This is a genomic window from Caldimonas caldifontis, from assembly GCF_002930615.1.
Classification (GTDB): Bacteria; Pseudomonadota; Gammaproteobacteria; order Burkholderiales; family Burkholderiaceae_C; genus Caldimonas; species Caldimonas caldifontis.
In genome coordinates, this window is record NZ_PSNX01000015.1 from 104173 (window position 1) to 126558 (window position 22386).

At 68.1% G+C, this 22386-nt stretch carries 21 protein-coding genes; 4 read left to right on the forward strand and 17 right to left on the reverse strand.

The window, feature by feature from the left end; all coding sequences use genetic code 11:
• Nucleotides 1-23: 23 nt before the first annotated feature.
• The 4 genes from C1704_RS15060 to C1704_RS15075 form a co-directional block, all read right to left on the reverse strand.
• Nucleotides 24-1814, reverse strand: coding sequence for an acyl-CoA dehydrogenase C-terminal domain-containing protein (locus tag C1704_RS15060; protein WP_104303562.1), 1791 nt, complete (start codon nucleotides 1812-1814; stop codon nucleotides 24-26).
• A 23-nt stretch (nucleotides 1815-1837) separates the two neighbouring features.
• Nucleotides 1838-2542, reverse strand: coding sequence for a TetR/AcrR family transcriptional regulator (locus C1704_RS15065; RefSeq protein ID WP_104303563.1), 705 nt, complete (start codon nucleotides 2540-2542; stop codon nucleotides 1838-1840).
• 230 nt (nucleotides 2543-2772) lie between these two features.
• Nucleotides 2773-3762 carry an FHA domain-containing protein gene (locus C1704_RS15070; protein WP_146076097.1) on the reverse strand — a complete coding sequence of 330 codons (990 nt, stop codon included), beginning with the start codon at nucleotides 3760-3762 and terminating at the stop codon, nucleotides 2773-2775.
• Nucleotides 3750-5093 carry a S1 family peptidase gene (locus tag C1704_RS15075; RefSeq protein ID WP_104303565.1) on the reverse strand — a complete coding sequence of 448 codons (1344 nt, stop codon included), beginning with the start codon at nucleotides 5091-5093 and terminating at the stop codon, nucleotides 3750-3752. Before C1704_RS15075 ends, C1704_RS15070 begins: the two co-directional genes overlap by 13 nt.
• 157 nt (nucleotides 5094-5250) lie before the next feature.
• Between C1704_RS15075 and C1704_RS15080 the strand changes: the two genes are divergently transcribed.
• Nucleotides 5251-5808 carry an HNH endonuclease gene (locus C1704_RS15080; protein ID WP_104303566.1) on the forward strand — a complete coding sequence of 186 codons (558 nt, stop codon included), beginning with the start codon at nucleotides 5251-5253 and terminating at the stop codon, nucleotides 5806-5808.
• 13 nt (nucleotides 5809-5821) lie between these two features.
• Here the strand turns inward: C1704_RS15080 and C1704_RS15085 are convergent, their stop codons facing one another.
• The 13 genes from C1704_RS15085 to C1704_RS15145 form a co-directional block, all read right to left on the reverse strand.
• Nucleotides 5822-7006, reverse strand: a complete 1185-nt coding sequence (locus C1704_RS15085) for a rhodanese-like domain-containing protein (protein WP_104303567.1) — start codon at nucleotides 7004-7006, stop codon at nucleotides 5822-5824.
• 204 nt (nucleotides 7007-7210) lie between these two features.
• A complete protein-coding gene (locus C1704_RS15090) occupies nucleotides 7211-7966 on the reverse strand; it encodes an SDR family oxidoreductase (RefSeq protein ID WP_104303568.1) in 756 nt (251 codons plus the stop codon).
• Nucleotides 7967-7976: 10 nt separating this feature from the next.
• Nucleotides 7977-9419, reverse strand: a complete 1443-nt coding sequence (locus C1704_RS15095) for an aldehyde dehydrogenase family protein (RefSeq protein WP_104303569.1) — start codon at nucleotides 9417-9419, stop codon at nucleotides 7977-7979.
• Nucleotides 9420-9438: 19 nt separating this feature from the next.
• Nucleotides 9439-10761 carry a TRAP transporter large permease gene (locus C1704_RS15100; RefSeq protein WP_104303570.1) on the reverse strand — a complete coding sequence of 441 codons (1323 nt, stop codon included), beginning with the start codon at nucleotides 10759-10761 and terminating at the stop codon, nucleotides 9439-9441.
• A gap of 35 nt (nucleotides 10762-10796) precedes the next feature.
• Entirely contained in the window at nucleotides 10797-11288 is a 492-nt protein-coding gene (locus C1704_RS15105) for a TRAP transporter small permease (RefSeq protein ID WP_104303571.1), read from the reverse strand.
• Nucleotide 11289: 1 nt separating this feature from the next.
• Nucleotides 11290-12261, reverse strand: coding sequence for a TRAP transporter substrate-binding protein (locus tag C1704_RS15110; protein WP_104303572.1), 972 nt, complete (start codon nucleotides 12259-12261; stop codon nucleotides 11290-11292).
• 67 nt (nucleotides 12262-12328) lie between these two features.
• Nucleotides 12329-13345: a D-erythronate dehydrogenase gene (gene denD, locus C1704_RS15115; RefSeq protein ID WP_104303573.1), complete on the reverse strand. Its 1017-nt coding sequence runs from the start codon at nucleotides 13343-13345 to the stop codon at nucleotides 12329-12331.
• Nucleotides 13342-14130, reverse strand: a complete 789-nt coding sequence (gene otnI, locus C1704_RS15120) for a 2-oxo-tetronate isomerase (protein WP_104303574.1) — start codon at nucleotides 14128-14130, stop codon at nucleotides 13342-13344. The genes denD and otnI overlap by 4 nt, the downstream gene beginning before the upstream one ends.
• A gap of 12 nt (nucleotides 14131-14142) precedes the next feature.
• Nucleotides 14143-14814, reverse strand: a complete 672-nt coding sequence (locus C1704_RS15125; RefSeq protein ID WP_104303575.1) for a class II aldolase/adducin family protein — start codon at nucleotides 14812-14814, stop codon at nucleotides 14143-14145.
• Nucleotides 14814-16073 (reverse strand): 3-oxo-tetronate kinase, encoded by a 1260-nt coding sequence (gene otnK / locus C1704_RS15130; RefSeq protein WP_104303576.1) that lies wholly within the window; start codon nucleotides 16071-16073, stop codon nucleotides 14814-14816. The genes C1704_RS15125 and otnK overlap by 1 nt, the downstream gene beginning before the upstream one ends.
• Nucleotides 16070-16969, reverse strand: a complete 900-nt coding sequence (gene ltnD / locus C1704_RS15135; protein WP_104303577.1) for an L-threonate dehydrogenase — start codon at nucleotides 16967-16969, stop codon at nucleotides 16070-16072. The genes otnK and ltnD overlap by 4 nt, the downstream gene beginning before the upstream one ends.
• Nucleotides 16966-17754, reverse strand: a complete 789-nt coding sequence (locus tag C1704_RS15140; protein ID WP_170064717.1) for a FadR/GntR family transcriptional regulator — start codon at nucleotides 17752-17754, stop codon at nucleotides 16966-16968. Before C1704_RS15140 ends, ltnD begins: the two co-directional genes overlap by 4 nt.
• A 70-nt stretch (nucleotides 17755-17824) precedes the next feature.
• Complete coding sequence (locus C1704_RS15145; RefSeq protein ID WP_104303578.1) at nucleotides 17825-18235, reverse strand: GreA/GreB family elongation factor; 411 nt, start codon at nucleotides 18233-18235, stop codon at nucleotides 17825-17827.
• 482 nt (nucleotides 18236-18717) lie between these two features.
• Here C1704_RS15145 and C1704_RS15150 point away from each other — a divergent pair, with 482 nt between their 5' ends.
• From C1704_RS15150 to C1704_RS17510, 3 genes are all read left to right on the forward strand, one after another.
• Nucleotides 18718-20916 carry a TonB-dependent receptor plug domain-containing protein gene (locus C1704_RS15150; protein ID WP_104303579.1) on the forward strand — a complete coding sequence of 733 codons (2199 nt, stop codon included), beginning with the start codon at nucleotides 18718-18720 and terminating at the stop codon, nucleotides 20914-20916.
• 13 nt (nucleotides 20917-20929) lie between these two features.
• Nucleotides 20930-21931 (forward strand): ABC transporter ATP-binding protein, encoded by a 1002-nt coding sequence (locus C1704_RS15155; protein WP_104303580.1) that lies wholly within the window; start codon nucleotides 20930-20932, stop codon nucleotides 21929-21931.
• 244 nt (nucleotides 21932-22175) lie between these two features.
• The gene (locus C1704_RS17510) at nucleotides 22176-22382 is read left to right on the forward strand and encodes a hypothetical protein (protein WP_146076098.1); all 207 of its coding nucleotides are present in this window, start codon (nucleotides 22176-22178) and stop codon (nucleotides 22380-22382) included.
• Nucleotides 22383-22386 lie beyond the last annotated feature (4 nt).

Below are 22386 nucleotides of genomic sequence, written 5' to 3' on the forward strand. Positions count from 1 at the left end.
TTGCACGCGGCCGGCAGGGGGGGTCAGAACAGGGCTTCGTCCATCTCCATCAGCGGCTTCAGGCCGGCACGGGCCGTGCGGATGAGGCTCGCCGTCTCGGGCAGCAGCTTGGCGAAGTAGAAGCGAGCAGTGGCCAGCTTGGCCGTGTAGAACGGATCGCCGCTGCCTTGCTTGGCCAGGGCCACCTTGGCCATACGGGCCCAGAAATAGGCGAACACCAGATGGCCGCACACGCGCAGGTAGTCCACCGCGGCCGCGCCCACCTCGTCGGCATTGCCCATGGCCTTCATGCCGATTTCCATGGTGAGTTTGGTCACCTTCTCGCCCAGATCGGCCAGAGGGTTCACGAACTCCTGCATGTCCTCGTTCACACCCTCTTCTTCAACGAAGGCCTGCACCAGCTTGCCGAACTTCTTGAGCTTGGCGCCGTTGTCGCCCAGCACCTTGCGGCCCAGCAGGTCGAGCGACTGGATGGTGTTGGTGCCCTCGTAGATCATGTTGATGCGGGCATCGCGCACATACTGCTCCATGCCCCATTCCTTGATGTAGCCGTGGCCACCGAAGACCTGCAGGCAGTGCGAGGTGGCAATCCAGCCGTTGTCGGTGAAGAAGGCCTTGATGATGGGCGTGAGCAGGGCCACGAGATCGGCGCAGTCTTTGCGCACATCCTCGTCGTCGGTGGCCAGTTCCTTGTCGAGTTGCAAGGTCGTCCACATGGCCACGGCGCGGGCGCCTTCGGCGTAGGCCCGCGCGGTGAGCAGCATCTTGCGCACATCGGGATGCACGATGATGGGGTCGGCCGGCTTGTCGGCGGCCTTGGGGCCCGACAGGGCGCGCATCTGGATGCGGTCCTTGGCGTAGGCCACGGCGTTCTGGTAGGCCACTTCGGTCAGGCCCAGCGACTGCATGCCCACGCCCAGGCGGGCAGCGTTCATCATCACGAACATCGCGGCCAGGCCCTTGTTGGGCTCGCCCACGAGGCTGCCTTCGGCGCCATCGAGGATCATCTGAGCCGTGGCATTGCCATGGATGCCCATCTTGTGCTCGAGGCCGCCGCAATAGATGGCGTTGCGCTCGCCGAGCGAACCGTCGGCCTTGACCTTGAACTTGGGCACCACGAAGAGCGAGATGCCCTTGGAGCCGGCCGGCGCATCGGGCAGGCGGGCCAGCACCAGATGGACGATGTTCTCGGCCAGGTCGTGTTCGCCGGCGGAGATGAAGATCTTCTGGCCGCTGAGCTTGTAAGTGCCATCGGCCTGGGGCTCGGCCTTGGTGCGCAGCAGGCCCAGGTCGGTGCCGCAGTGGGGTTCGGTCAGGCACATGGTGCCGGTCCACACCCCGCTCACCAGCTTGGGCAGGTACAGCTTCTTCTGCTCGGGCGTGCCGTGGGCGTGCAGGGCCTCGTAGGCGCCGTGCGACAGGCCGGGGTACATGGTCCAGGCCTGGTTGGCCGAGTTGAGCATTTCGTAGAAGGATTGGTTCACCACGTGCGGCAGGCCCTGACCGCCATACTCGGGGTCGCAGCTCAGCGCCGGCCAGCCACCTTCCACATACTGCTGATAGGCCTCCTTGAAGCCCTTGGGCGCGGTCACCTCATGGGTGCTCTTGTCGAGCGTGCAGCCCTCCGCATCGCCGCTGATGTTCAGCGGGAAGACCACCTGGGAGGCGAACTTGCCGCCTTCTTCGAGCACGGCATTGATGGTGTCGGCATCGATCTCGGCATGCGCCGGCAGGGTCTTGAGCTCGTCGACCACGTTCAGCACTTCGTGCATCACGAATTGCATGTCGCGCAGCGGCGGGTTGTACTGGGGCATGGAATGGGCTCCTGTAGGAACGGTTAGCGAGAAGATCTGGAGGCCGACTTGCGCGGGGCCTTCAGCGGTGTGGGCTTGGGGGCCTTGTCGGTCGCATAGTGGCTGACGATGAAGTCAAAGCCGCGACGCGCGCGGTCGAGCGCGCCGGGCGAACGCAGGAAACGGGCATCGTGATGCAGGGCCAGGATGAGGCCGTGGATCTCGAAGAGCATCTGCTGCGGGTCGGTATCCTCTCGCAGGTGCCCTTCCTGCACCGAGATCGCGATGGCACGCCCCAGGGCCTTGTGCCAGGTCAGCACCATGTCGGCCAGCGCATCGCGCACCGGCCCGGGACGGTCGTCGAACTCGACGGCGCCACTGATGTAGATGCAGCCGGAATCGATTTCCACCGACACGCGCCGCACCCAGCGCTCGAAGAAGGCCCGCAGGCGCGGCAGGCCGCGCGGCTCGCTCAGCGAGGGGAAGAAGACCTCTTCCTCGAAGCGGTTGTGGTATTCGCGGATGACCGAGATCTGCAGTTCCTCGCGCGAGCCGAAGTGGGCGAACACCCCCGACTTGCTCATGCGCGTGACCTCGGCCAGGGCGCCGATGGACAGACCTTCGAGCCCCACCTGCGAGGCCAGCGCCAGCGCAGCGTCCAGGATGGCGGCCTTGGTCTGCTGACCCTTGTGCAGGCTGCGCCCCCCCTCACGGGTGGCCTTGGGACTGATGGAAGGCAATGCGCTCACGGGAATCCCCGAAATAAAACGAACGATCGTTCTATTCTGCAGGTTTCCGGTGGGCCGGGGCAAGTGACTGCGCCAAATTCCTAGGGCTTTCTCACTAGAAAGCCACCACCGGGCCTCAAACCTCGGGTAAACACTGAGTCTGGGGACCGGCCAGTGCGGCCCGCGCACTGAAAACAAGTGTGACGCAAGCGAGGGGCCGGCACAAGCCCGGCCACCTGCGTCGTGCGGGCTTACTCGGCGTCTTCGGCCTCGTCGGCCGGGGTGCCCTCCTCGCCGTCCTCGCGTGCCGCCTGCTCCAGGGCGCCTTGCAAGGTGCGCGCCTCGTCGAGGAACTGCGCCGGCGCAACGGCGGGCGCCAGGCGCATCCAGGGAGGCGGCAGCGTGGTGAGGTAGAGCTCAGTGAACACGCGCCCCGTGCGCTGGTACTGGAAGGCCGCCGCCACGGCGAGCCCGCAGACGAGCGCCGACCCCACCGCCCAGGCCAGCACACGACGACGCCCCGGCAGGACCACCGCCAGATGGGCCCAGACGGTGACGGCCAGCACGGCAGCCTCGGCGGCGCCACTCAGATGGCTGAGGATCACCCAGGACGTGGCAAAGGCCAGCACCCCCAGGCCCGAGGCAACCACCCCTGAGGCCAGCAGCCCGACAGCGGCGATGCGCAGGTGGCGCCAGTAGTCGAGACGATGCTGAAACAGCTTGGACCCCAGAGCCCAGAGGAAGCTCCAGGTGCCCAGCACCGCCAGCATCGACAGACTCGCACCGGCCAGGCTGCTCAGGAATTCGCCCGGTTCCGTCTGCAGGTATTCGCCCCAGGCGGTCCACACCAGCACACCCACCAGGGCCAGCAGCAGGCCGGCCACAGGCCAGCGCCCGGCCACCGGCAGCGGCAGTTCGGCCGGCACGGCTTCGCCCGCCAGGCGCAGCCGCACACGGGTCTGACCCACCCACCAGTCCTCCGCTGCAGGACGCACCGCTGCTTCGCCCGCGCGCAGGTGGTGTCGGCCGCAACGCACGCCATTGACGGTGTCGCCCACCGTCAGAGCGACGCCACCGTCGGCCGGCTGCAGCTGCACGTGCTCGGGGGCGACGTGGGGGTCGTCCAGCACGACCTCGCAGTGAAGCGAACGGCCCACGCGCAAGGGCCAGCGCGTCACTTCGAAGACCTGGCGCACGCGGGCGTCCCGGTCGAGCACTTCCAGCACGGCTAGTCTTTCCACGCGTAGCCTTCCAGGTAGTGCTCGGCCAGACGCATGGCGTTGTCAAAGCTCACGCCGCGAACGTCGAAGCGCCCTTGCACACCCGCGGTGGACTGATCGAGCGTGGCCACGAGCAGGCTCAGGTCGTACAGGCCCGTCAGCCGCTTGTAGGCCGACAGGCACAGCACCGCCCGAAGCACCAAGCCGTCGCGATCGACGAAGCGCTCGCGGCACTGGGCCGCCGTGCGGTGGCGCGTGGATCGCTGCGGAAAGTGCTCGTTCTTGAAACTGGCCGAGTACTGCGCCGAAAAGCGCCAGGGGCCCAGGTGGGCACCGTCGTAAGCCTCGTGTCGCACGCTCAGCCCGCCGGTGAACAGCCCTTCACCCACGAACACGGAGGCGCCCATCTCGCAGTCGGAGCGTTCGTACTGCAGGCCCTTGGACTCCGACGGCGAACTCTGGCCCCAGCAGCGCAGGAAGCTCTCTTCGGGCACCGGAATGCGGTAACGGTCGTGGTTCGCCGAGCGCCAGGGCTGCGCCAGGAATCGTTCGGTGAGCTGCTGCTGGTGGCGCATCAGCTGGGCCGTCAGTTCGGCATGGACGGCGCCATTGAGCGCCGGGGCGCCCGCCGCCCGCGCGAGCAGCGCCTGGGCCTGGGCACCGGGCACGAGGAAGCTCACCTGCTGGCCGTCACGGCGCGTGGCCACGTTCACGCCGATGACCTCCCCCCGCTCGTCCAGCGCGGGCCCGCCGCTCATGCCGGGGTTGAGCGATCCGGCGAAGAAGATGTTCGGGTAGAAGCTGCGCTCGACCAGGCCGCTGTAGTTGCCTTCCAGCACGGCGAAACCCACATCGAGCGGATTGCCCAGCGAGAAGATGCGCTCGCCCCGCCCGAGCGCACGCTCGGGGCTGCGGAACGTGAGCGCGCCGCGGCCGGCCAGGCCGCCGTCGGCTGCTCGAAGCAGGGCCAGGTCGTGCACGGCATCGAAGGCCAGCAGCTCCAGCGGCCCTTCCCCGCCCTCAGCCCGGGTGTAGACGAGCCGGTAACGGGAGGGTTGCAGCGCGGCCTGGCTGACGACGTGGTAGTTCGTCATCAGCAGGCCGTCATCGCTGACGATGAAGCCGGAGCCCACCGTGGACTGGCTGGTCTGCCCCTGCAGCAAGGTGCGGATCTGCACCAGTTGCCCCCGCGCACGCTCGTACACGCGCTGGGCCGAGGCTGAGAGGGGCTCGGGCGAGGGCGACAGTGGCGGTGCGGCGCCCGACTGGGCCGCCAAGGGCGCCGCCGCGCAGGCCAGGGCCAGGCCAAGTAACCATGCTGCCCAGCGCGCGGGCACCGCCGTTCGACTCATGCCGATGATTGTGGCATGGGCCCTGCTGTGTGGCTTTACCACGGGTGCTTGAGCCCGCGCCCCGACTTGCCATATGCTGAAGCATGTGGCGCTGCCGAACGGCCTGGCACCCGTGCGGCGACGCTCTCGTCAACCTTCGATGAGGCCTGGTTCTGCCATGGACGTGCTGCAGCTCGATGTGTCCGGTCGCCCGCAAGCGTGGATCTCGACCAAGGAAGCGGCCACGCTGTACGCCACCGACGGCATCGCCTGGACGCTCGGCGACCCCTTCCTGGTGCTGCGCGGGGGGATCCAGCGGGTCAGCGGGCAGCAGTCGCGCATCGAACTGCACCCCATCGTGGCCGTGCGCGGTGCCATCCCCAGCCGGGCCTGGCGCCAGGTGCCGGCGCTGTCGAACACGAAGCTGTTTGCCCGGGACCGCCATGTCTGCGCCTATTGCGGCGGGCAGTTCCACCCGGATGAGCTGACACGCGAGCACATCGTGCCGACCTCACGCGGCGGCCATGACACCTGGATGAATTGCATCACGGCCTGCCGCGGCTGCAATGGCCGCAAAGGCAATCGCACGCCGGAGGAGGCGCGCATGAGCCTGATGTACCTGCCCTACGTGCCCAGCCTGCACGAGGACATGATCCTGCGCGGCCGCCGCATCCTCGCTGACCAGATGGAGTTCCTCCTGGCCAGCGTGCCGCGCAGCAGCCGGCTGCACGGCTGAGGCGGCAGCAGGATCAGTCGTCCTTCTCGATCTTCAGGCCGGCGCTGCGCCACTCCGGGAAGCCGCCGCGGAACCAGTGCACCTGGGTGTAGCCGGCCTTGACCGCCGCATGGCTGGCCTTGAAGCTTTTCCAGCATTCGGCGCCGTTGCAGGCAAAGATCACCGGTGTGGCCTTGTTGGATGGCAGCTTGCTCAGATCGAACTGGTCGAGTGAGGGATCGTAGTCGGCTTCCTTGGGGCTCTTCTCATGGTAGGGCACGAGCTTCGAGCCGGGCACACGGCCGGCCGCGAATTCCTTGTCGGTGCGCGTGTCGATGTACTGCGCACCCGACTGCAGGAGCTGCGCCACCGTCTGCGCATCGACCACCTTGGCGCCCGGGAGGGCGCGCGGCGTGAAGTAGCCCAGGGTCGAGACGTACTCGAAATCGCGCTTGGACAGCGAGGTGAGCTTGACACCTGCCGTGATCGCACCGCTCTCGGCCAGGGCCGCGCGCACGGTGTCGGGGTTGATGCCGCTGCCGTCACGCACTGCCACGCTCAGCGCCGGCGAGGGCTTGCTTTCCATCACTGCGCGCACGGGCTCGCCCGCAGCCACCCAGCGGTCATAGACCGCACGCTCGACGGCCACGACATCACAGCGGCGCACCTGCAGGCAGGGCAGCAGAGCATCCTGGTAGCGCGTCTCGAACACGCTGCCGAAGTGGCGCTTGATGGTGGTGTTGGCCGCATTGACCTCGCCACGCACCAGGTAGGTCACGATGCTGTCCTGCAGGGGCAGGCCCAGACGCTTGCCAGAGGCATCCTGGAGCGACTGCACGGCGCTGTCCTTGGGCACCACCAGCACTGCCTGCACGGGGGCATCCCAGCCCACCACGGGCGTGTAGCCATAGCGCAGGGCGCTGCCGATCACATGGGCGGGCGCCACGAAGATGTCCTGCAGCCGTGAGCGGGTATTGGCGAGGTCGGCGGTGGCGTCGGTGGAGAGGGACACGGCCGGTGTGAGCTTGTCCTTGCGCAGCGCCGCCTCGACCGCGGTCTTCCAGGCGCTGTACACCGCAAAGCGGGACTGCTCGCCTTGATCACCCGGGTTGATGAGGACCTTGGTCTGGGCCCACAGGGGGGCGCTGGCCAAAACCAGGCCGGCCGACAGGGCGGCCGTGCGGGCCCGCCGGGCCCAGGGGGACGTGATTGCGCTCATGGTGTTTCACCCTCGTTGATATCGTCTTGGGACCGACCGCCATCGCAGGATGGCCATGCGGCCGGACGGGACGATAGCGCATCATCGTGCCGTGCGGACGTGACAAGTCAACGCCGCGCCGCGGTGAAACAACATTTGCTGTTAACTGCTTCTCGCCGATCCCTCCAACGGGGGAAAGCTGCCCATGCAAGATGAAACAAGGCGTTACACGCAGCGGCCGCCATCGACCTCCAGGCAGGCGCCGGTGATGAACTCCGCTTCGTCGCTGGCCAGGTAGAGCGCCGCGTTGGCGATGTCCAGCGGACGGCTCAGTCGGCCCAGCGGCACGGTGGCGATGAACTTCGCGCGGCGCTCGGGCGTGTCCTCGCCCATGAATTGCGCGAGCAAGGCCGTTTCGCCGGCCACCGGATTGATGACGTTGACGCGGATGTTGTCGGGGCCGAGTTCAGCCGCCATCGAGCGGCTGGTGGTGATGGCCGCACCCTTGCTGCCGTTGTACCAGGTGAGCCCCGGGCGGGGGCGCACGCCGGCGGTGGACGCGATGGTGATGAAGCAGCCGCTCTTCTGCGCGCGGAAGTGGGGCACGGCGTGTCTTGCGGTGAGGAAGAGGCTCTTCACGTTGACGGCGTAGATGCGGTCGAACTCTTCCTCGCTCACCTCCAGCATCGGCCGGTTGCGGTGGGTGGTGCCGGCGTTGTTGACGATGATGTGCAGCGCACCGAAGTGATCGAGGCAGCCCTCGATGAGGCGCTTCACGTCGGCGTCCTTGGACACGTCGGCCTGGACGAAGTGCGCCTGGCCCCCAGCGGCACGGATCTCGGCCACCACGCGTTCCCCGCCCTGGGGGTGGAGATCGTTCACCAGGACCTTGCAGCCCTCCTGCGCAAAGCGCTTGGCGATGCCTTCGCCGAAACCGGAGCCTGCGCCGGTGACGATGGCGGTCTTGTCCTTCAGTCTCATGGGGAGCTCCTCAGTCGTGCTTGATGGCAATGGTTTTCACGCGCGTGAAGCTGATCAGGCCCTCCAGGCCCTTCTCGCGCCCGTGGCCGCTGGCGCGCACGCCGCCAAAGGGCAGTTCCACCCCGCCGGCCGCGCCGTAGTTGTTGATGAAGACCTGGCCGCAGCGCAGGCGCTTGGCCAGGCGCAGCGCGCGCGAGCCGTCGCGCGTCCACACCCCGGCCACGAGGCCGAAGCGCGTGCCGTTGGCCAGGCGCACGGCGTCGTCCTCGTCGTCGAAGGCCATCGCCGCGAGCACCGGGCCGAAGACCTCTTCCTGCGCCAGGCGATGGCCGTGAGGCACGTCCCGGAAGAGCGTGGGGGCGAAGTAGTAGCCGCCATGCGGGGCGTCGGTGACGATCTGGCCGTGGGCCGCCACGGCCAGACCGGCGTCGCGGGCCTCGTGCACCATCTGGCGCACATGGGCCAGTTGCGAGGCGCGGATCAGCGGGCCGCAGGCGAGGTCGGCCGCCGCCGGCCCCACCCGCAGGGCCGAGAAGGCCGCCGAGAGCTTCGCCAGCAGCGGCTCGTAGGCGCCACGCTGCACCAGCAATCGGCTGCCGGCCGAGCAGGTCTGGCCGGCGTTCTGGACGATGGCGTTGACGATCACCGGCACGGCGGCATCGAGATCGGCATCGTCGAAGACCACCTGGGGCGACTTGCCGCCGAGCTCGAGCGTGACCGGCACGTGATGCACCGCCGCGGCCTGGGCCACGCGCGTGCCCGTGGGCGGCGAGCCGGTGAAGGAGATGTGATCGAGCCCCGGGTGGGCCGACAGGGCCGATCCGGCCTCGGTGCCCAGGCCGGTGACGATGTTGAGAGCCCCGGCCGGCAGGCCTGCCTGGGCCAGCAGTTCGGCCAGGCGCAGCAGCGACAGGCAGGCATCCTCGGCCGGCTTGACCACGCAGGCATTGCCGGCCGCCAGCGCGGCCCCCACCGAGCGGCCGAAGATCTGCAGCGGGTAGTTCCAGGGAATGATGTGGCCCGTCACGCCATGCGGCTCGCGGTCGGCCAGCACGGTGTAGCCGGCAAGATAGGGCAGCACCTGGCCGCCCACCTTGTCGGCGGCGCCGGCATAGAACTCGAAGTAGCGCGCCACGGCGGTGACGTCGTTGCGCGCCTGGGTGAGCGGTTTGCCGCAGTCGCGCGATTCGAGCTGCATCAGTTCGTCGGCGTGCTGCTGGATGAGGGCGCAGGCGCGCGCCAGGATGCGCCCACGCTCGACCCCGGGCATGCGCCCCCAGGGGCCCTCGGCCGCGCGCCGGGCCGCCGCCACCGCCTGGTCGATCTCGGCCGCACCGCCACGGGCGATCTCGGCAAAGACCTGGCCATCGGAAGGGTCGACCACGGGCAGGGTCTCGCCGCTGGCCGAGGGCACGCGGCGGTTGTCGATGAAGTGCAGGTGAACGGACGTCATGGCGATCTCCTGGAAGCTGTCACTGCGGCCCGATGACCGGGCCGATGGAGGGGCCCACGGCCGGCGCAGCGAACACCAGGTCGCGCAGCGCCAGGGAGATCCAGGGCACGTAGGTGAGGACCATCAGGCAAGCGAGGATCACCAGCACGAAGGGCAGCAGGTGCCGGATGATCTGGTCCAGCGAGATCCTCGCCACCGTGCAGGCGGCAAACAGGTTGACCCCGAACGGCGGCGTGATCATGCCCATCGCGAGGTTGACCACCATGATGATGCCGAAGTGCACCGGGTCGACACCGAAGTGGGCCGCCACCGGCACCAGGATGGGCGCCAGCACGATGATGGCCGCCGAGGTCTCGATGAACATGCCGATCACGAACAATGCCGCGTTCACGCCGAGCAGGAACCAGGCCGGCGAACGCAGGACCTCGGTGAGCCATTGGCCCAGCGCATCGGGGATGCCGGCGCGGGTGATGAGGTAGGCGAACAGGCCGGCGTTGGCGATGATGAACATGATCACCGCGCTGGAGATGACCGACTTGCGCAGCACGGGGAACAGGTCCTTGAGCTTGAGTTCGCGGTGGATCACGAAGCCGACGATCAGCGCATAGAAGACCGCCACCACCGAGGCCTCGGTGGGCGTGAAGATGCCGCCATAGATGCCGCCCAGGATGATGACCGGCATCAGCAGCGCCCAGCCGGCATGCGCCGTGGCGGAAAGCACCGGCTGGCGGCCGTCGCCATCCTGCTTGCCCCAGCCCTTCCAGCGGCAGTACAGGTGCACGAACAGCATCAGCGTGCCGCCGATGAGCAGGCCCGGGCCGATGCCGGCGATGAAGAGTTCACCGATCGACACCTCGGCCGACACGCCGAAGAGGATCATCGGGATGGACGGCGGGATCACCACGCCCAGTTCGGCCGAGGTGGCCTGCAACGAGGCGGCATAACTCTTGGGGTAGCCGTGCTTGATGAGCGCAGGCACCAGGATCGCGCCGATGGCGAAGGTGGTGGCCACCGACGAGCCGGACACGGCCGCGAAGATCATGCAGGTGAGCACGCAGGTCATGGGCAGGCCGCCCTGCACGCCACCGACAAGGGATTTGGCGAATTCGACCAGGCGGCGCGAGATGCCGCCGCTCTCCATCAGGTTGCCCGCCAGGATGAAGAAGGGGATGGCCGCCAGCGGAAACTTGTCGATGGCGGTGAACATCTCCTTGGGCGCCAGGATGAGCTTGTCGGCCTCATAGAAGGCCATGCCCAGGATGGCCGAGCCGCCGATGGACACGGCGATCGAGACGCTGAAGGCAAAGCCCAGCAGCATCGTGACGAGGAGGGTGAAGGACATCGGGACGGTTCCCTGGGGTGAATCGAAGCCGGGTCTCAGACCTCGGCATCCACGCCGCGCTCGCGCGGATCGAAGTGATAGGCCACCACGCTGACCATCGCCAGCACGGCCCCCACCGGCAAGGCCGCATAGGCCCAGGCCATGGACAGATCCAGGCTGGCGAAGGTCTGGAAGCGCACGCGCCAGGCCAGGTCCACGCCATACCAGGCGATCACCGCCAGGAAGGCCAGCGTGCTCACCGTGATGAGGCTGCGCACTGCCGTGCGCCACCAGCCGCGGGACAGCCTGAGCATCAGGTCCACACACACCAGCGCGCCCTCGCGGAAGGCTGCCACGATGCCGAGCATCACCATCCAGATCAGCAGCCGGCGCATGGCCTCTTCCGTGAAGGTGGAGGGCTGTGACAGCACGAAGCGCGACACCACCTGCCACAGCCCCAGGCAGGCGATCGTGGCCAGCAGGGCGCAGGCGGCATACAAGGCCCCCGACGCCACCGCCCGGTCGACCGACCGCAGCACAGCTCTCATGTCAGCGGACTGCCTGGATCGCCGCAATCTTGTCCGCTCCGAACTCGCGGGCGAACTGCGCGTAGGCCGGCGCCACGGCCTTGCGGAAGCTTTCGCCATCGACCTTCTCGACGACCTGCATGCCTTCGCTCTTGAGCTGGGCGATGCCGTTGTTCTCGTCGTCATTCACCTTCTTGCGCTGGGCCACGGCGCCCTTCTTGGCCGCCTCGACGAAGACCTGCTTGTCCGCCGCCGACAGCTTGTTCCACACGGCCGGCGACAGGATGATCACCGCGGGCGAATAGACGTGGCCGGTCAGCGAGAGGTGGCGCTGCACCTGCGAGAACTTCGAGGCGAGGATCACGGGAATCGGGTTCTCCTGCCCGTCCACGGTGCCCTGCTGCAGCGCGGTGAACAGCTCCGGGAAGGGCATGGGCGTGGGCAGGATGCCGAAGGTCTTGTAGCCGTCCATGTGCACCTTGTTCTCCATGGTGCGCATCTTCAGGCCCGAAGCGTCGTTGGCCTGCACGATGGGACGCTTGGAGTTGGTCATGTGACGGAAGCCGTTTTCCGTCCAGGCCAGGCCGATCAGGCCCCGTGCGGCCATCTTCTGCAGCAGGTCCTGACCGATGGGGCCGTCCATCACCTTGCGGGCGTGGTCGTAGTCGCGGAAGAGGAAGGGGATGTCGACGATGCGCACCTCGGGCACGAAGTTGCCCAGCGGGCCGGTGGAGGTGTTGACGATGTCCTGCGTGCCCAGTTGCACGGCTTCGATCATCTCGCGCTCGCCGCCCAGGGCCGAGCTGGGGAAGTGCTGGCACTTGTAGCGGCCTTGCGTGCCCTTTTCCACCTCGTCGCAGAAGACGGTGGAACCCACGCCATAGTGGGATTGCGGCGACGTGGCGTAGCCGATCTTCAGCACGGTCTGTGCCTGGGCCGCGGCCATGAGGCCCACGCCGGTGGTGATGAGAGCGACGAGTTGCTTGAGTTTCATGGGTCTGTCTCCTGTGGTGAACGAACGAAGGGGGAAGGTCGGTCTTCTTGTGGTTTTCAACTGGAATTCAGGCTGACGCCAGTGCCTGGGTGTTGCGCACCGCGTCTCGATGGTCGCGCACGTATTGCTGCACGACAGTGTGGAAATCACGATCGGGGAAAAGCCCGAGGGCGCGCGCTCGCGGGCTGTCGAATCGCGACGGCCAGCCGCCCACGATGCGTGCCACGGTGGCGTCCGGCTCGAAACGCACGAGCCGCACGGCCTCCTCGCCACCCACCTCGCGCAACGCCTCGAGCATCTGCTGCACGGTGACGGTGAGGGCCGGCAGGTTCAGCGCCGTGCGGCCGCCGAAGGCCTCGCGCGTGGCTTCGGCCACCGCGATCAGACCGGCGATGGTGCTGGCCGGCGAGGCCAGGGCCACGGCTGTGTCGGGTGCCACCGGGCAGACGGCCTCCACGCCGGCCAGCGGCTCGCGCACGATGCCCGAAAGAAACGAGGACGCGGCACCATTGGGCCGACCGGGTCGCACCGACACCGTCATCAGGCGGGCCGCCCGGCCGTCGATGTGGCCCTTGCGGGTGTAGTCGGCCACGAGTTGCTCGCAGATGAACTTGTGGATGCCGTAGCTCGACTGCGGCGTGGGCAGCGTGCGGTCATCCACCACGGCCGGCAGCGGCAGGGCCGGGTCGGAGCCGTACACCGCCACCGAGCTGGAGAAGACGAAGAGTGGCACGGGCCCGCCCCGAGCCGCCTGGGCGCGGCAGGCATCGAGCAGCGCACGCGTGGTGTCGAGGTTGGAGCGCAGCCCCAGGTCGAAGTCGGTCTCGCATTCGGCCGACACGGCCGAGGCCAGGTGGAAGACCGCATCGTAGGGCTGGGCCATCAGCGCAGGGATCTGGGCGAGCAGATCACCCATGTGCGTCTGCACACGAGCGTCGTCGCGCAGCGCGGCATCGCCGGTCTCGGCCCGGTCGGCCAGCACCAGGCGCTCGATGCGCTGGCCTCGCAGGTGGCCGCGATGCAACAGTTCACGCGCCAGACGCGCGCCCAGGAAGCCGGCCCCGCCGGTGATCAGCACCTTCATGATTGCCGTTCCTTGTAGGGTGCGAACCAGCCCAGTCCTGCCGACGTACCCTCGCGCGGACGGTATTCGCAGCCGATGTAGCCCTCGTAGCCCAGGGCGTCGATCTCGTCGAAGAGCCAGCGGTAGTGGACTTCGCCGGTGTCGGGTTCATGGCGCTGCGGCACACCGGCGATCTGAAGGTGGCCCACGCCGGCCAGGTGGCGCTTCAGCCGCATCAGGAGGTCGCCTTCCATGATCTGGCAGTGGTAGAGGTCCATCTGCACCTTCAGGTTGGAGGCGCCGACTTCGGCCACCACGTCGTGGGCCTGCTGCTGGAAATTCAGGAAGTAGCCCGGCATGTCGCGGGTGTTGATGGGCTCGATCAGGGCGGTGATGCCATGCGGCGCGAACTGCGCCGCGGCATGCCGCAGGTTGGCCACGTAGGTGCGTCGCATCGCATCGCGGTCGGCGCCCGCGGGCGTCATGCCAGCCATCACATGCAGGCGGCGACAGCCCGTGGCCTGGGCATACATCAGGGCCTGCTGCACGCTCGCGGCGAACTCCGCCTCGCGGCCCGGCAGCGCCGCCATGCCCCGCTCGCCGCCGGCCCAGTCGCCCGGTGGCAGGTTGAACAGGGCCTGCGTGAGGCCGTGGTCGCGCAGGCGCTGCGCAATGTCAGAAGGTGCGTGCTCGTAGGGAAAGAGGAACTCGACCGCCTTGAAGCCATCGGCCGCTGCGGCGGCGAAACGGTCCAGGAAGTCGTGCTCCGTGTACATCATCGAGAGGTTGGCAGCGAAGCGGGGCATGGTCGGGTCTTCTCACCAGCGCGCGCCGAAGTGGCGGCGCAGTTCATCGATCTGGGCGTCGTTCAGGGGGGCCGGCCTGGGGTGGCACATCAGCCACAGCCGGGCGGTTTCTTCCAGTTCCTCCAGGGTGGCCATGGCCTGCGCGAGGCTCTCGCCCCACACATTGGGGCCCAGGCGGTCGAGCATCACGGCGCGCAGCGGCGTGCCCCGCTGCGCGGCCGCCGTGATGGCTTGCGCCACCCGCTCGGCCGCGGCCCCATCACCGGGGCGGTGGTAGGGAATCAGCGGTACATGGCCCACCTTCATCACGTAGTAGGGCGTGAGGGGCGGCACGATGTCATCCGGGCTCCACACGCCTTGCAGCGTGAGGGCCACGAGGTGGGTGGAGTGGGTGTGGATGACACAGCGCGCCTCGGGCGCGGCATCGTAGATGCGCCGATGCAAGGCCAGCGTCTTGCTGGCGCGCTCGCCGCTGCGCTGCTCGCCGCTGGCATCCACCCAGGCCAGTTGCCGGGGGTCCAGGAAACCCAGGCAGGCCTCGGTGGGCGTGATCAGGAAGCCACCGCCTTGCGCCTCGTCGAGCCGCACGCTGATGTTGCCCGCCGTGGCATGCACGTAGCCCCGCTCGAAGAGCGAGCGGCCGATGCGGCAGATCTCCAGGCGCTGAACGTCTTGGTCGGTCATCACGCCACCTGGCCCAAGGCCTTGCTGAAGAAGTCGGTGCTGCCGAAGTTGCCCGACTTGAGCGCCAGCAGCAGCGGCCGGCCCTCGGCCTGCGTCCACGGCACGCCCGGGTCGATGGGCGCGCCGATGCGCAGTTGCTGCACGCCCAGGGCCTGCACCACGGCACCGGAGGTTTCACCGCCAGCCACCACCAGGCGGCGCACACCGGACTCGACCAGCCCTTGCGCGACCGTGGCGAGGCACTGCTCCACCAGAGCGCCCGCCCGCTCGGCGCCCAGTTCGGACTGGATGGCCTGCACCGCCTCGGGCCGCGCCGTGGCATAGACCAGCACCGGCTCATCGGCCACCCGATCGCGCGCCCAGGCCAGGGCCTCGGCGGCCACGGGGCGGCCTTGCGCGAGCTCGCGCGCGTCGATCCGCAGGGCCGGCCGGCCCGCGTCGATCCAGTGCTGCACCTGTGCGTTGGTGGCGACCGAACACGAGCCCGACAGCACCGCCGCCGCACCGCCCACGGCGGGCAGGACTGCGGCCTGTGCATCGGGCTGGATCCAGCCGCGGGCCTCATAGACCGCGGGCAGGCCCAGGGCCACGCCCGACCCTGCGGTGATGAGCGGCAGTTCGGCGCAGGCCGCAGCCAGGGTGCGCAGGTCGTCGTTGTCGATGGCGTCGGCCACCGCCAGGCGCACGCCCTCGGCGCGCAATTGGGCCAAGCGCGCGCGCACCGCCTCCACGCCCTGCCCGACCGTGTCGTACCGCAGCAAGCCCACGCGGCCACGCGACTGCGCCTGCAGCACAGCGACCAGGTTCGCATCCGTCATCGGCGTGAGCGGGTGGTGGCGCATGCCCGAGTCGCTCAACAGCTGGTCGCCCACGAAGAGGTGCCCGCGGAACACCGTGCGACCGTTTTCCGGGAACGCGGGGCAGGCGATGGTGAAGTCGCTGTCCAGCGCCTCGAGCAGGGCTTCGGCCACCGGGCCGATGTTGCCCGCGGGCGTGGAGTCGAAGGTGGAGCAGTACTTGAAGTAGAACTGCTTCGCGCCAGCGGCCTGGAGCCAGCGCAACGCGGCGATCGAATCGGCCACGGCCTGGGCAGCCGGCGTGGTGCGCGATTTCAGCGCCACCACCACGGCGTCGGCCTTGGGCGGTGGCCCGTGCGGCACCCCGATCACCTGCACCGTGCGCATGCCCGCGCGCACCAGCATGCTGGCCACATCGGTGGCGCCGGTGAAGTCGTCGGCAATGACGCCCAGCACGGTCATGCCTGCGCGCCCTTCGGCAGGTCGATGCCCGGGAAGATCTTGATCACCGCGCTGTCGTCCTCGCCCCCGTGGCCGGCGGCCGCCGCCTGCAGGTACATCTGGTGGGCAGACGCCGCCAGCGGCAGCGGCATCGTGAACTTGCGCGCGGCATCGAGCACGATGCCCAGGTCCTTCACGAAGATGTTCACGGCCGACAGTGGCCGGTAGTCGCCCGCCAGGATGTGGGGCACGCGGTTCTGGAACATCCAGCTCATGCCGGCCGAGTTGCAGATCACCTCGTAGAGCTGGGCCGGGTCGGCCCCGGCGCGCATCCCCAGGGCCATGGCCTCGGCAGCCGCCGCGATGTGCACCCCCGCCAGGTGCTGGTTCACCATCTTCACCGTGGAGCCGATGCCCGCGGCATCGCCCAGGCGGTACACCTTGCCGGCCAGTGCCTCGAGCACGCCACCGGCGGCCTCGAAGGCTTCCGGGCGGCCCGAAGCCATCACCGTCATCTGGCCCTGCGCCGCCTTGGCCGCACCGCCCGAGACCGGCCCGTCGATCAGCCACAGGCCGCGCTCGCGCAGGCGCGATTCCCATTGCGGCGGCAGCGACGGGTCGACCGTCGCCGAGGCCACCACCACCGAACCCGGCTTGAGATGCTGGGCCACGGCGCCGGCGCCAAAAAGCACGTCCTCGGTCTGCGCCGCATTCACCACCAGGATGAGCACCACGTCGCACTGGGCGGCCAGCTCGGCCGGGGTGGCCGCCACGCGGCCGCCTTCTTTCGCAAAGGCCTCACGGGCCTCGGCGCGCGGGTCGCAGCCCCAGGTGGGCACGCCCTTGCGGTGGGCCGAGAGGGCGGCGCCCAGGCCCATGGAGCCCAGGCCGATCACGCCCAGGGTCTTGGAAGTCATGGGGCAGATCCTTTCGAGTCGTGACGACGCGGCACCAGGGCATCGCTCAGGGCCGCGCGCACCGACGCATCGGCCTCCTCGATGCGGCGGGCCGCGCGCAGCATGTGGGTGGTGGCGGCCTGCCGGGCCCGCTCGGGGTCGTGGGCCGCGATGGCATGGGCGATCTCGCGGTGCTCGCCGCGCACCTGCTCCATGAAATCCTCGCGCATGGCCTCATTGGCCCGCGTGACGGTCATCGCATCGCGCTGGTACTGCTCCAGGAAGCCCAGCAGCCGGGTGAACTGCGGGTTGCCGGTGGCCGCGGCCACGGTGCGATGGAAATGCAGGTCTTCCTCGACACCATCGCCCCCGGCCGCCACGGCCGCATCGATGGCGGCAAGCGCCGACAGGATGCGCTCCACCGCGACGTCGTCGGCACGCTGGGCCGCCAGGGCCGCCACTTCGCCCTCCAGCGCCCGGCGCACCTCGACGATCTGCACCACCGCTTCCAGCGAATGCAGCACGGCCGGATCGAAGGCCAGCGCCTTGGCGCGCGACACCGGCGCCACGAAAACGCCGGAGCCTTGGCGCGACACCAGCAGCCCCATGGACTTGAGCCGGCTCACGGCCTCGCGCACGACGGTGCGCGAGACGCCATGCCGTTCGGCGAGCTCCTGCTCGGTGGGCAGGCGATCCTGCGGTTGCAGCTCGCCGCTCTCGATGCGGGCTTGCAACAGGTCGGCCAGCCGGTCGGACAGGCGGTCGGGCGCCAGCAGCGTCTCGGCGGGGGCAGGCTGTCGTTTCATCAGGTCATCATACAAATTCGACCTGCCTGGCTCCTATCCGGAACAACCCGCAGCCCCCTGCGCCTCGCGCTCAGGTGGTGTAGTCGCCGCTCGCCTCGGGCTGGAACAGCAGGGCCGCCACCCTCGCCGCGTGTTCACGGCCATCCGGCGTGCGCCAGCGGGCCACATCGCCCACGCGCAGGCCCAGCAGGCCCGCCCCCACGGGGGAGAGCACCGACACGAAGCCCCGTGCCGGCTCGGCATCCTGCGGGTAGGTCAGGGTCAGTTGGCGCTCGTCGCTGCCGTCCAGGTCGGTCAGCGTGACCATCGAGTACATGGTGACCACGTCCGACGGCACCTCGCGTGGCGCCACCAGTTCAGGCGCTTCCATCACATCCTGCAAAGCCTCGGGCCAGGAAGCGGCCCCCAGGCGCTGCAGGCGCACGTGGTCAAGCTCGGACAGCAGCCGCTCGTGGCGGGCAGAGGTGGAAAGGGAAGTCATCGGACGCTCCAGTCATCGGGCGACCCGGCCGTGGAAGACGGCGCAGGTCGGGTCAGGCGCTGTGAAGAGGCCCGGCGATGACTGGTGTGCGCAATGGAAGGGGTGGGGGTGTCTCGCCGGGCTCAGGAAAGTGCGGCCGGGGTGCGTCGCACGGCCGACGCCTGAGCCGCCCGCGCAGGCGCAAGCCCACCGGCCCGTTTCTGGGCGCACAGCAGGCGGGTTGCGTGGGTGCAAGGCAAAGACATGCCTCTAATTCTAAGGTCTGCCCCCAGACTTGCGTTGCCGATACCCCCACCACCTGGCGCCCACGGGGGCGCCCTCTGAGCAAGCGAATCCTTCCAGAGCGAAGAATGGCCGCGGCAGACATCGAATGCCCATTCGATTGCAAACGCTTCTCGTTTGCATTTAAGATATCGCCTTTGCGGATCTCCACCGCTCAGCTTTCACCCCACCCGCACCAGCCCGCGTGAGCCAGCCAGTGCATGACCCACCCCAAGGTCGTCATGCCGGCTTTACCTTCGCGTGCTGCAGTCTCAACACTCATTTCGTTTGCCAGTGCCTCTGTGCTCCCGTCCCAGGCGGGTGGCACGGCGGCGGATGGTGCCTTCGTCGGCACCTTGCCCGCGATCGTCGTGTCCGGCGAAACCGTACGGGCAGCGCAGATGGAGCGCCAACGGGCTCCCGTGGCCACGTTGGTGTACGACGAGACGCAGGTCGAGCGCTTCGGCGATGCCACGGTGGGCGACGTGCTGCGGCGACTGCCCGGCATGACCTTCACCGGACCCGCCGGGGTGGTCAAAGACATTCGCCTGCGTGGCCTGGACAAGGGCAACACGCTGTTCCTCATCAACGGTCAGCCGGTACCGGCCGCCACCAAAGAACGCCAGTTCCAGGTGGACCGGTTGCCGGCCGACATGATCGAGCGCATCGAGATCGTGCGCAGCCCGAGCGCATCGATGGATGCTGACGGCATCGGCGGCGCGATCAACATCGTTCTCAAGCAGACCGCAAACAACCTCACCCGGCTGCGCGCAGCCGCCGGCCGCAATGGCGACCTGGAGGTTGGTGACGTGGTGGCTCAGTTCGGCCGCAGCACCGAGCAGGTGGACATGGTCCTGGCGCTGTCTCACACCCAGGGGGCCGAGGACATCTCGGAGAACAAGCAGAAATTCAATGCGAGCGGCGCCTTGACGGAAGTCGAAGCCAAGGCTCGGCCGACAAAGAAGGGTGAAACGCTGTTGGCACCCCGATGGACCTGGCGCATCGGCGCCGATCGCCTCTCGCTGGATAGCTTTGCCTCGATCGGCACCGAGGACAAAGAGGAATCCTCGGTGGTGCGCAACGCGGCCGGTGTCCTCTCCAAGAGCACCACCAAGGTCGAGGACAAGGATGACACCGTCTGGCGCCTGGGCACCCGCTACGATGCAGAGCGAGACTGGGGGCGCTGGTTCGCCAAGGTCGGGGTGCAGCAGGCCCGCATTGACAAGGCATCCCGCACCGACGAGTTCAACGGCACTGGCACCCGGGCCCGTCTCGTGCTGGAAGACGAGCGGGTGGTGGACAAGGCGGCCTACGCGGGCCTGGGGGCGTCGTGGTCCTGGGCGCAGCGTCACCGCATGGCCAGCGGCCTGGAGTGGCGCGACGCCAGTTTCGATACCGTCAAGACCCGAACCGAGAACGGGGCAGACCGCTCCGCCGCTGCCGACCGCTATGACATCGACGAGTCACGATGGATCGCTTGGCTCGAAGATGAATGGCGCATCGCCGACAAGCATTGGGTCACAGCCGGAGTGCGCGCGGAGTCGGTGGGCCGCAGAGCACGGGACGGTGCCGGAGCAACGGCCACCAGCGACACAAGCCATGCCAACCCTTCGTTGCACTACCGTTGGGAGTGGCGCGAGAACACCGTCTTGCGTGCCAGCTGGGCGGCCTCCACCCGCCTGCCCCGGTTCGACCAAGTCAACCCACTGGTCACCGCGCGCGCTGGCTCCCTCGCCGATCCGGACATCGCCGGCAACGCAGCCCTCAAGCCAGAGCGATCGCGTGGCATCGAACTTGGGCTGGAACGCTTCTTGGGCGCTCAACGAGGTGTATTCGGCGTCAACCTTTACCGCCGCGATGTGACTGATTTCATCGAGCGGTACACCGCACTCGAAGGCACCCGCTACGTCCAGCGCCCTCGCAACGTCGCCGAGGCCGAATTCTGGGGCGCAGAGTTTGACTGGCGAGTGCCGCTGGCCCATAAGGGGGTCCACGCTCTCGACATCATCGGGAGCCACACCGAGCTGCGGGGACGGATCGTCAGCGCCGCGGGCATGCGCACGGATGTGCGCGACATGCCGCCACGCATCACCACGCTCGGCCTGGACTGGACGCACCGCCCGACGCGCTGGTCTGCCGGGGCCAGCGTCACCGTGCAGCCATCTTTCACCCGACGCAGCCTGGGCGACAACGGCAACCTGGAGGTGAAGTCGCGGGCCGAGTCCGCGTTGTTGGACCTGTATGTGACCAAGGTGTTCGGTCCCCACGCCGAGGTCAGGATGGTGGCCAAGAACGTGCTGTCGGACAAGAAATCCGAAACCACCACGCAGTACCGCCCCGACGGCAGCTTGGCCAACGCCGAAAGCAAGGTGGAGCGGTCCCGTCCCACGGTGCTGGTCACCTATGAGGCCCGCTTCTGAGGGCGAAAGCACCATGACCCGGCACCCCGACCTGCTCGCCCACGCCCATCCACACGACAGCGGTGGACAGGCGGCATCAGCCGTGCGCACGCCAGTGTCGACACTGCTGCGCGAGATGGCCTCGATGATGCTGGCGCACCCGTGGTTGCTGGCGCTCACGATCGCCCCCAACGTCGTGTCGCAGGCGGTGGCTCCCGTGCAGGCCTGGCTGGCCGGTGAAGTGCTTGCCGAGGTCGCCAAGGGGTCTCGTGCCTTTTCCCTCGGTGATCTGTTGGCCTACGTGCCCTATGCCATCGCGGTGTTCCTGGGCCTGGCGGTGCTGGTGATCCTGGAGAAGGTGTTCAACCGCATGTACGACGACCGCCTGCTGATCGACACCCAGCGCCGCTGGTTCGAGATCCGTGGCGCCGGCTGTGCAGGCGAGCACGTGGCCAAGGCCACCAACGACTGCAAGAACGTCGTCAAGCTGTTCGACCTCGCGCAGAAGGAGATCTGGGTCATCCTCATCGGGGTGCCCTCCGTGCTGCTGTGGCAGATCCACCTGTCGCCACAGTTGCTGCCCGCACTGGTCGTGACGGCGTTCATCCCCTTCATCGCCTCATTGGTGTTCGGTCACATCATTCAGCGGCTGAGTCACCGGGGGGTGGTGCTGGTGGCGCGGGTGAGCTCAGCCGTGGCCCAAGGTGACAAGCAACGTCTTCACGCCGAGCAGGAAAGGCTCTATCGCAACCGCGTGCGCTTCGAAATCACCAAGCAGCTCAGCGAAGTGATCTCCGAGTTCGCGTTCTGGGTGTCGCTGGTGCTGGTGCTTTTGCTCGCATGGTCGGGCCTCTGGAAGCTGCTGCCCGACCAGCTCACCGCGGCCGAGATCGGTGCGTTTCTGGTCAATCTGAAACTGCTGACCAAGCCGCTCACCGCCTTCACCAAGATGCACAACAAGATCCGGGAATCGTGGCCCTCGGTGCGCCGCGTGCTGCGCCCTCACGAACCCGCCATACCGGAGGTTGCGCCGTGATCATGGGCCGCACCAGCTGTACCTGCCACGACATCCCCATCGAGACGTTCCGTGCTGCCGTGTGCAACGGCGCCCACAACGTCAAGACCTGCTTCCGCGCCATCGGTTGCCTGCCCAAGTGCAACAACTGCATCCCGATGGTCAGAAGTGTGCTGGCTGCACTGCGTCCCGCAGAGGCGCCCGCACAGAGCACCGCGACGCTTCCCGTCGCATCCCCCAACGTTTCAACACACAGAGGACCTTGATGAAGCAGACTTACAAAGCCAAGTTGGCCCATATGCTGGATAACGGCGACAAGCTGGAGTTCGAAACCTTCGTCGAGGCCCGCGGGCATGACGATGCCCTGGCCCAGGCCAGCGTGCGCATGAAGGCCGTGATCGGTGAACTGGCGGGCGCCGCGACGCTGGACATCGACAAGACCAAGATCGAACTGGGTGCACATCGCCACTGAGACC

Bases quoted from the DNA above. Each gene is read 5' to 3' on its own strand.
- C1704_RS15075 (WP_104303565.1), bottom strand. From the start codon at position 5,093: ATGAGTCGAACGGCGGTGCCCGCGCGCTGGGCAGCATGGTTACTTGGC.
- C1704_RS15150 (WP_104303579.1), top strand. From the start codon at position 18,718: ATGACCCACCCCAAGGTCGTCATGCCGGCTTTACCTTCGCGTGCTGCA.
- C1704_RS15085 (WP_104303567.1), bottom strand. From the start codon at position 7,006: ATGAGCGCAATCACGTCCCCCTGGGCCCGGCGGGCCCGCACGGCCGCC.
- C1704_RS15105 (WP_104303571.1), bottom strand. From the start codon at position 11,288: ATGAGAGCTGTGCTGCGGTCGGTCGACCGGGCGGTGGCGTCGGGGGCC.
- C1704_RS15060 (WP_104303562.1), bottom strand. From the start codon at position 1,814: ATGCCCCAGTACAACCCGCCGCTGCGCGACATGCAATTCGTGATGCAC.
- denD (WP_104303573.1), bottom strand. From the start codon at position 13,345: ATGAAGGTGCTGATCACCGGCGGGGCCGGCTTCCTGGGCGCGCGTCTG.
- C1704_RS15100 (WP_104303570.1), bottom strand. From the start codon at position 10,761: ATGTCCTTCACCCTCCTCGTCACGATGCTGCTGGGCTTTGCCTTCAGC.
- C1704_RS15145 (WP_104303578.1), bottom strand. From the start codon at position 18,235: ATGACTTCCCTTTCCACCTCTGCCCGCCACGAGCGGCTGCTGTCCGAG.
- C1704_RS15140 (WP_170064717.1), bottom strand. From the start codon at position 17,754: ATGAAACGACAGCCTGCCCCCGCCGAGACGCTGCTGGCGCCCGACCGC.
- otnI (WP_104303574.1), bottom strand. From the start codon at position 14,130: ATGCCCCGCTTCGCTGCCAACCTCTCGATGATGTACACGGAGCACGAC.
- C1704_RS15110 (WP_104303572.1), bottom strand. From the start codon at position 12,261: ATGAAACTCAAGCAACTCGTCGCTCTCATCACCACCGGCGTGGGCCTC.
- C1704_RS15080 (WP_104303566.1), top strand. From the start codon at position 5,251: ATGGACGTGCTGCAGCTCGATGTGTCCGGTCGCCCGCAAGCGTGGATC.
- otnK (WP_104303576.1), bottom strand. From the start codon at position 16,073: ATGACCGTGCTGGGCGTCATTGCCGACGACTTCACCGGCGCCACCGAT.
- C1704_RS15125 (WP_104303575.1), bottom strand. From the start codon at position 14,814: ATGACCGACCAAGACGTTCAGCGCCTGGAGATCTGCCGCATCGGCCGC.
- C1704_RS17510 (WP_146076098.1), top strand. From the start codon at position 22,176: ATGAAGCAGACTTACAAAGCCAAGTTGGCCCATATGCTGGATAACGGC.
- ltnD (WP_104303577.1), bottom strand. From the start codon at position 16,969: ATGACTTCCAAGACCCTGGGCGTGATCGGCCTGGGCTCCATGGGCCTG.
- C1704_RS15095 (WP_104303569.1), bottom strand. From the start codon at position 9,419: ATGACGTCCGTTCACCTGCACTTCATCGACAACCGCCGCGTGCCCTCG.
- C1704_RS15090 (WP_104303568.1), bottom strand. From the start codon at position 7,966: ATGAGACTGAAGGACAAGACCGCCATCGTCACCGGCGCAGGCTCCGGT.
- C1704_RS15155 (WP_104303580.1), top strand. From the start codon at position 20,930: ATGACCCGGCACCCCGACCTGCTCGCCCACGCCCATCCACACGACAGC.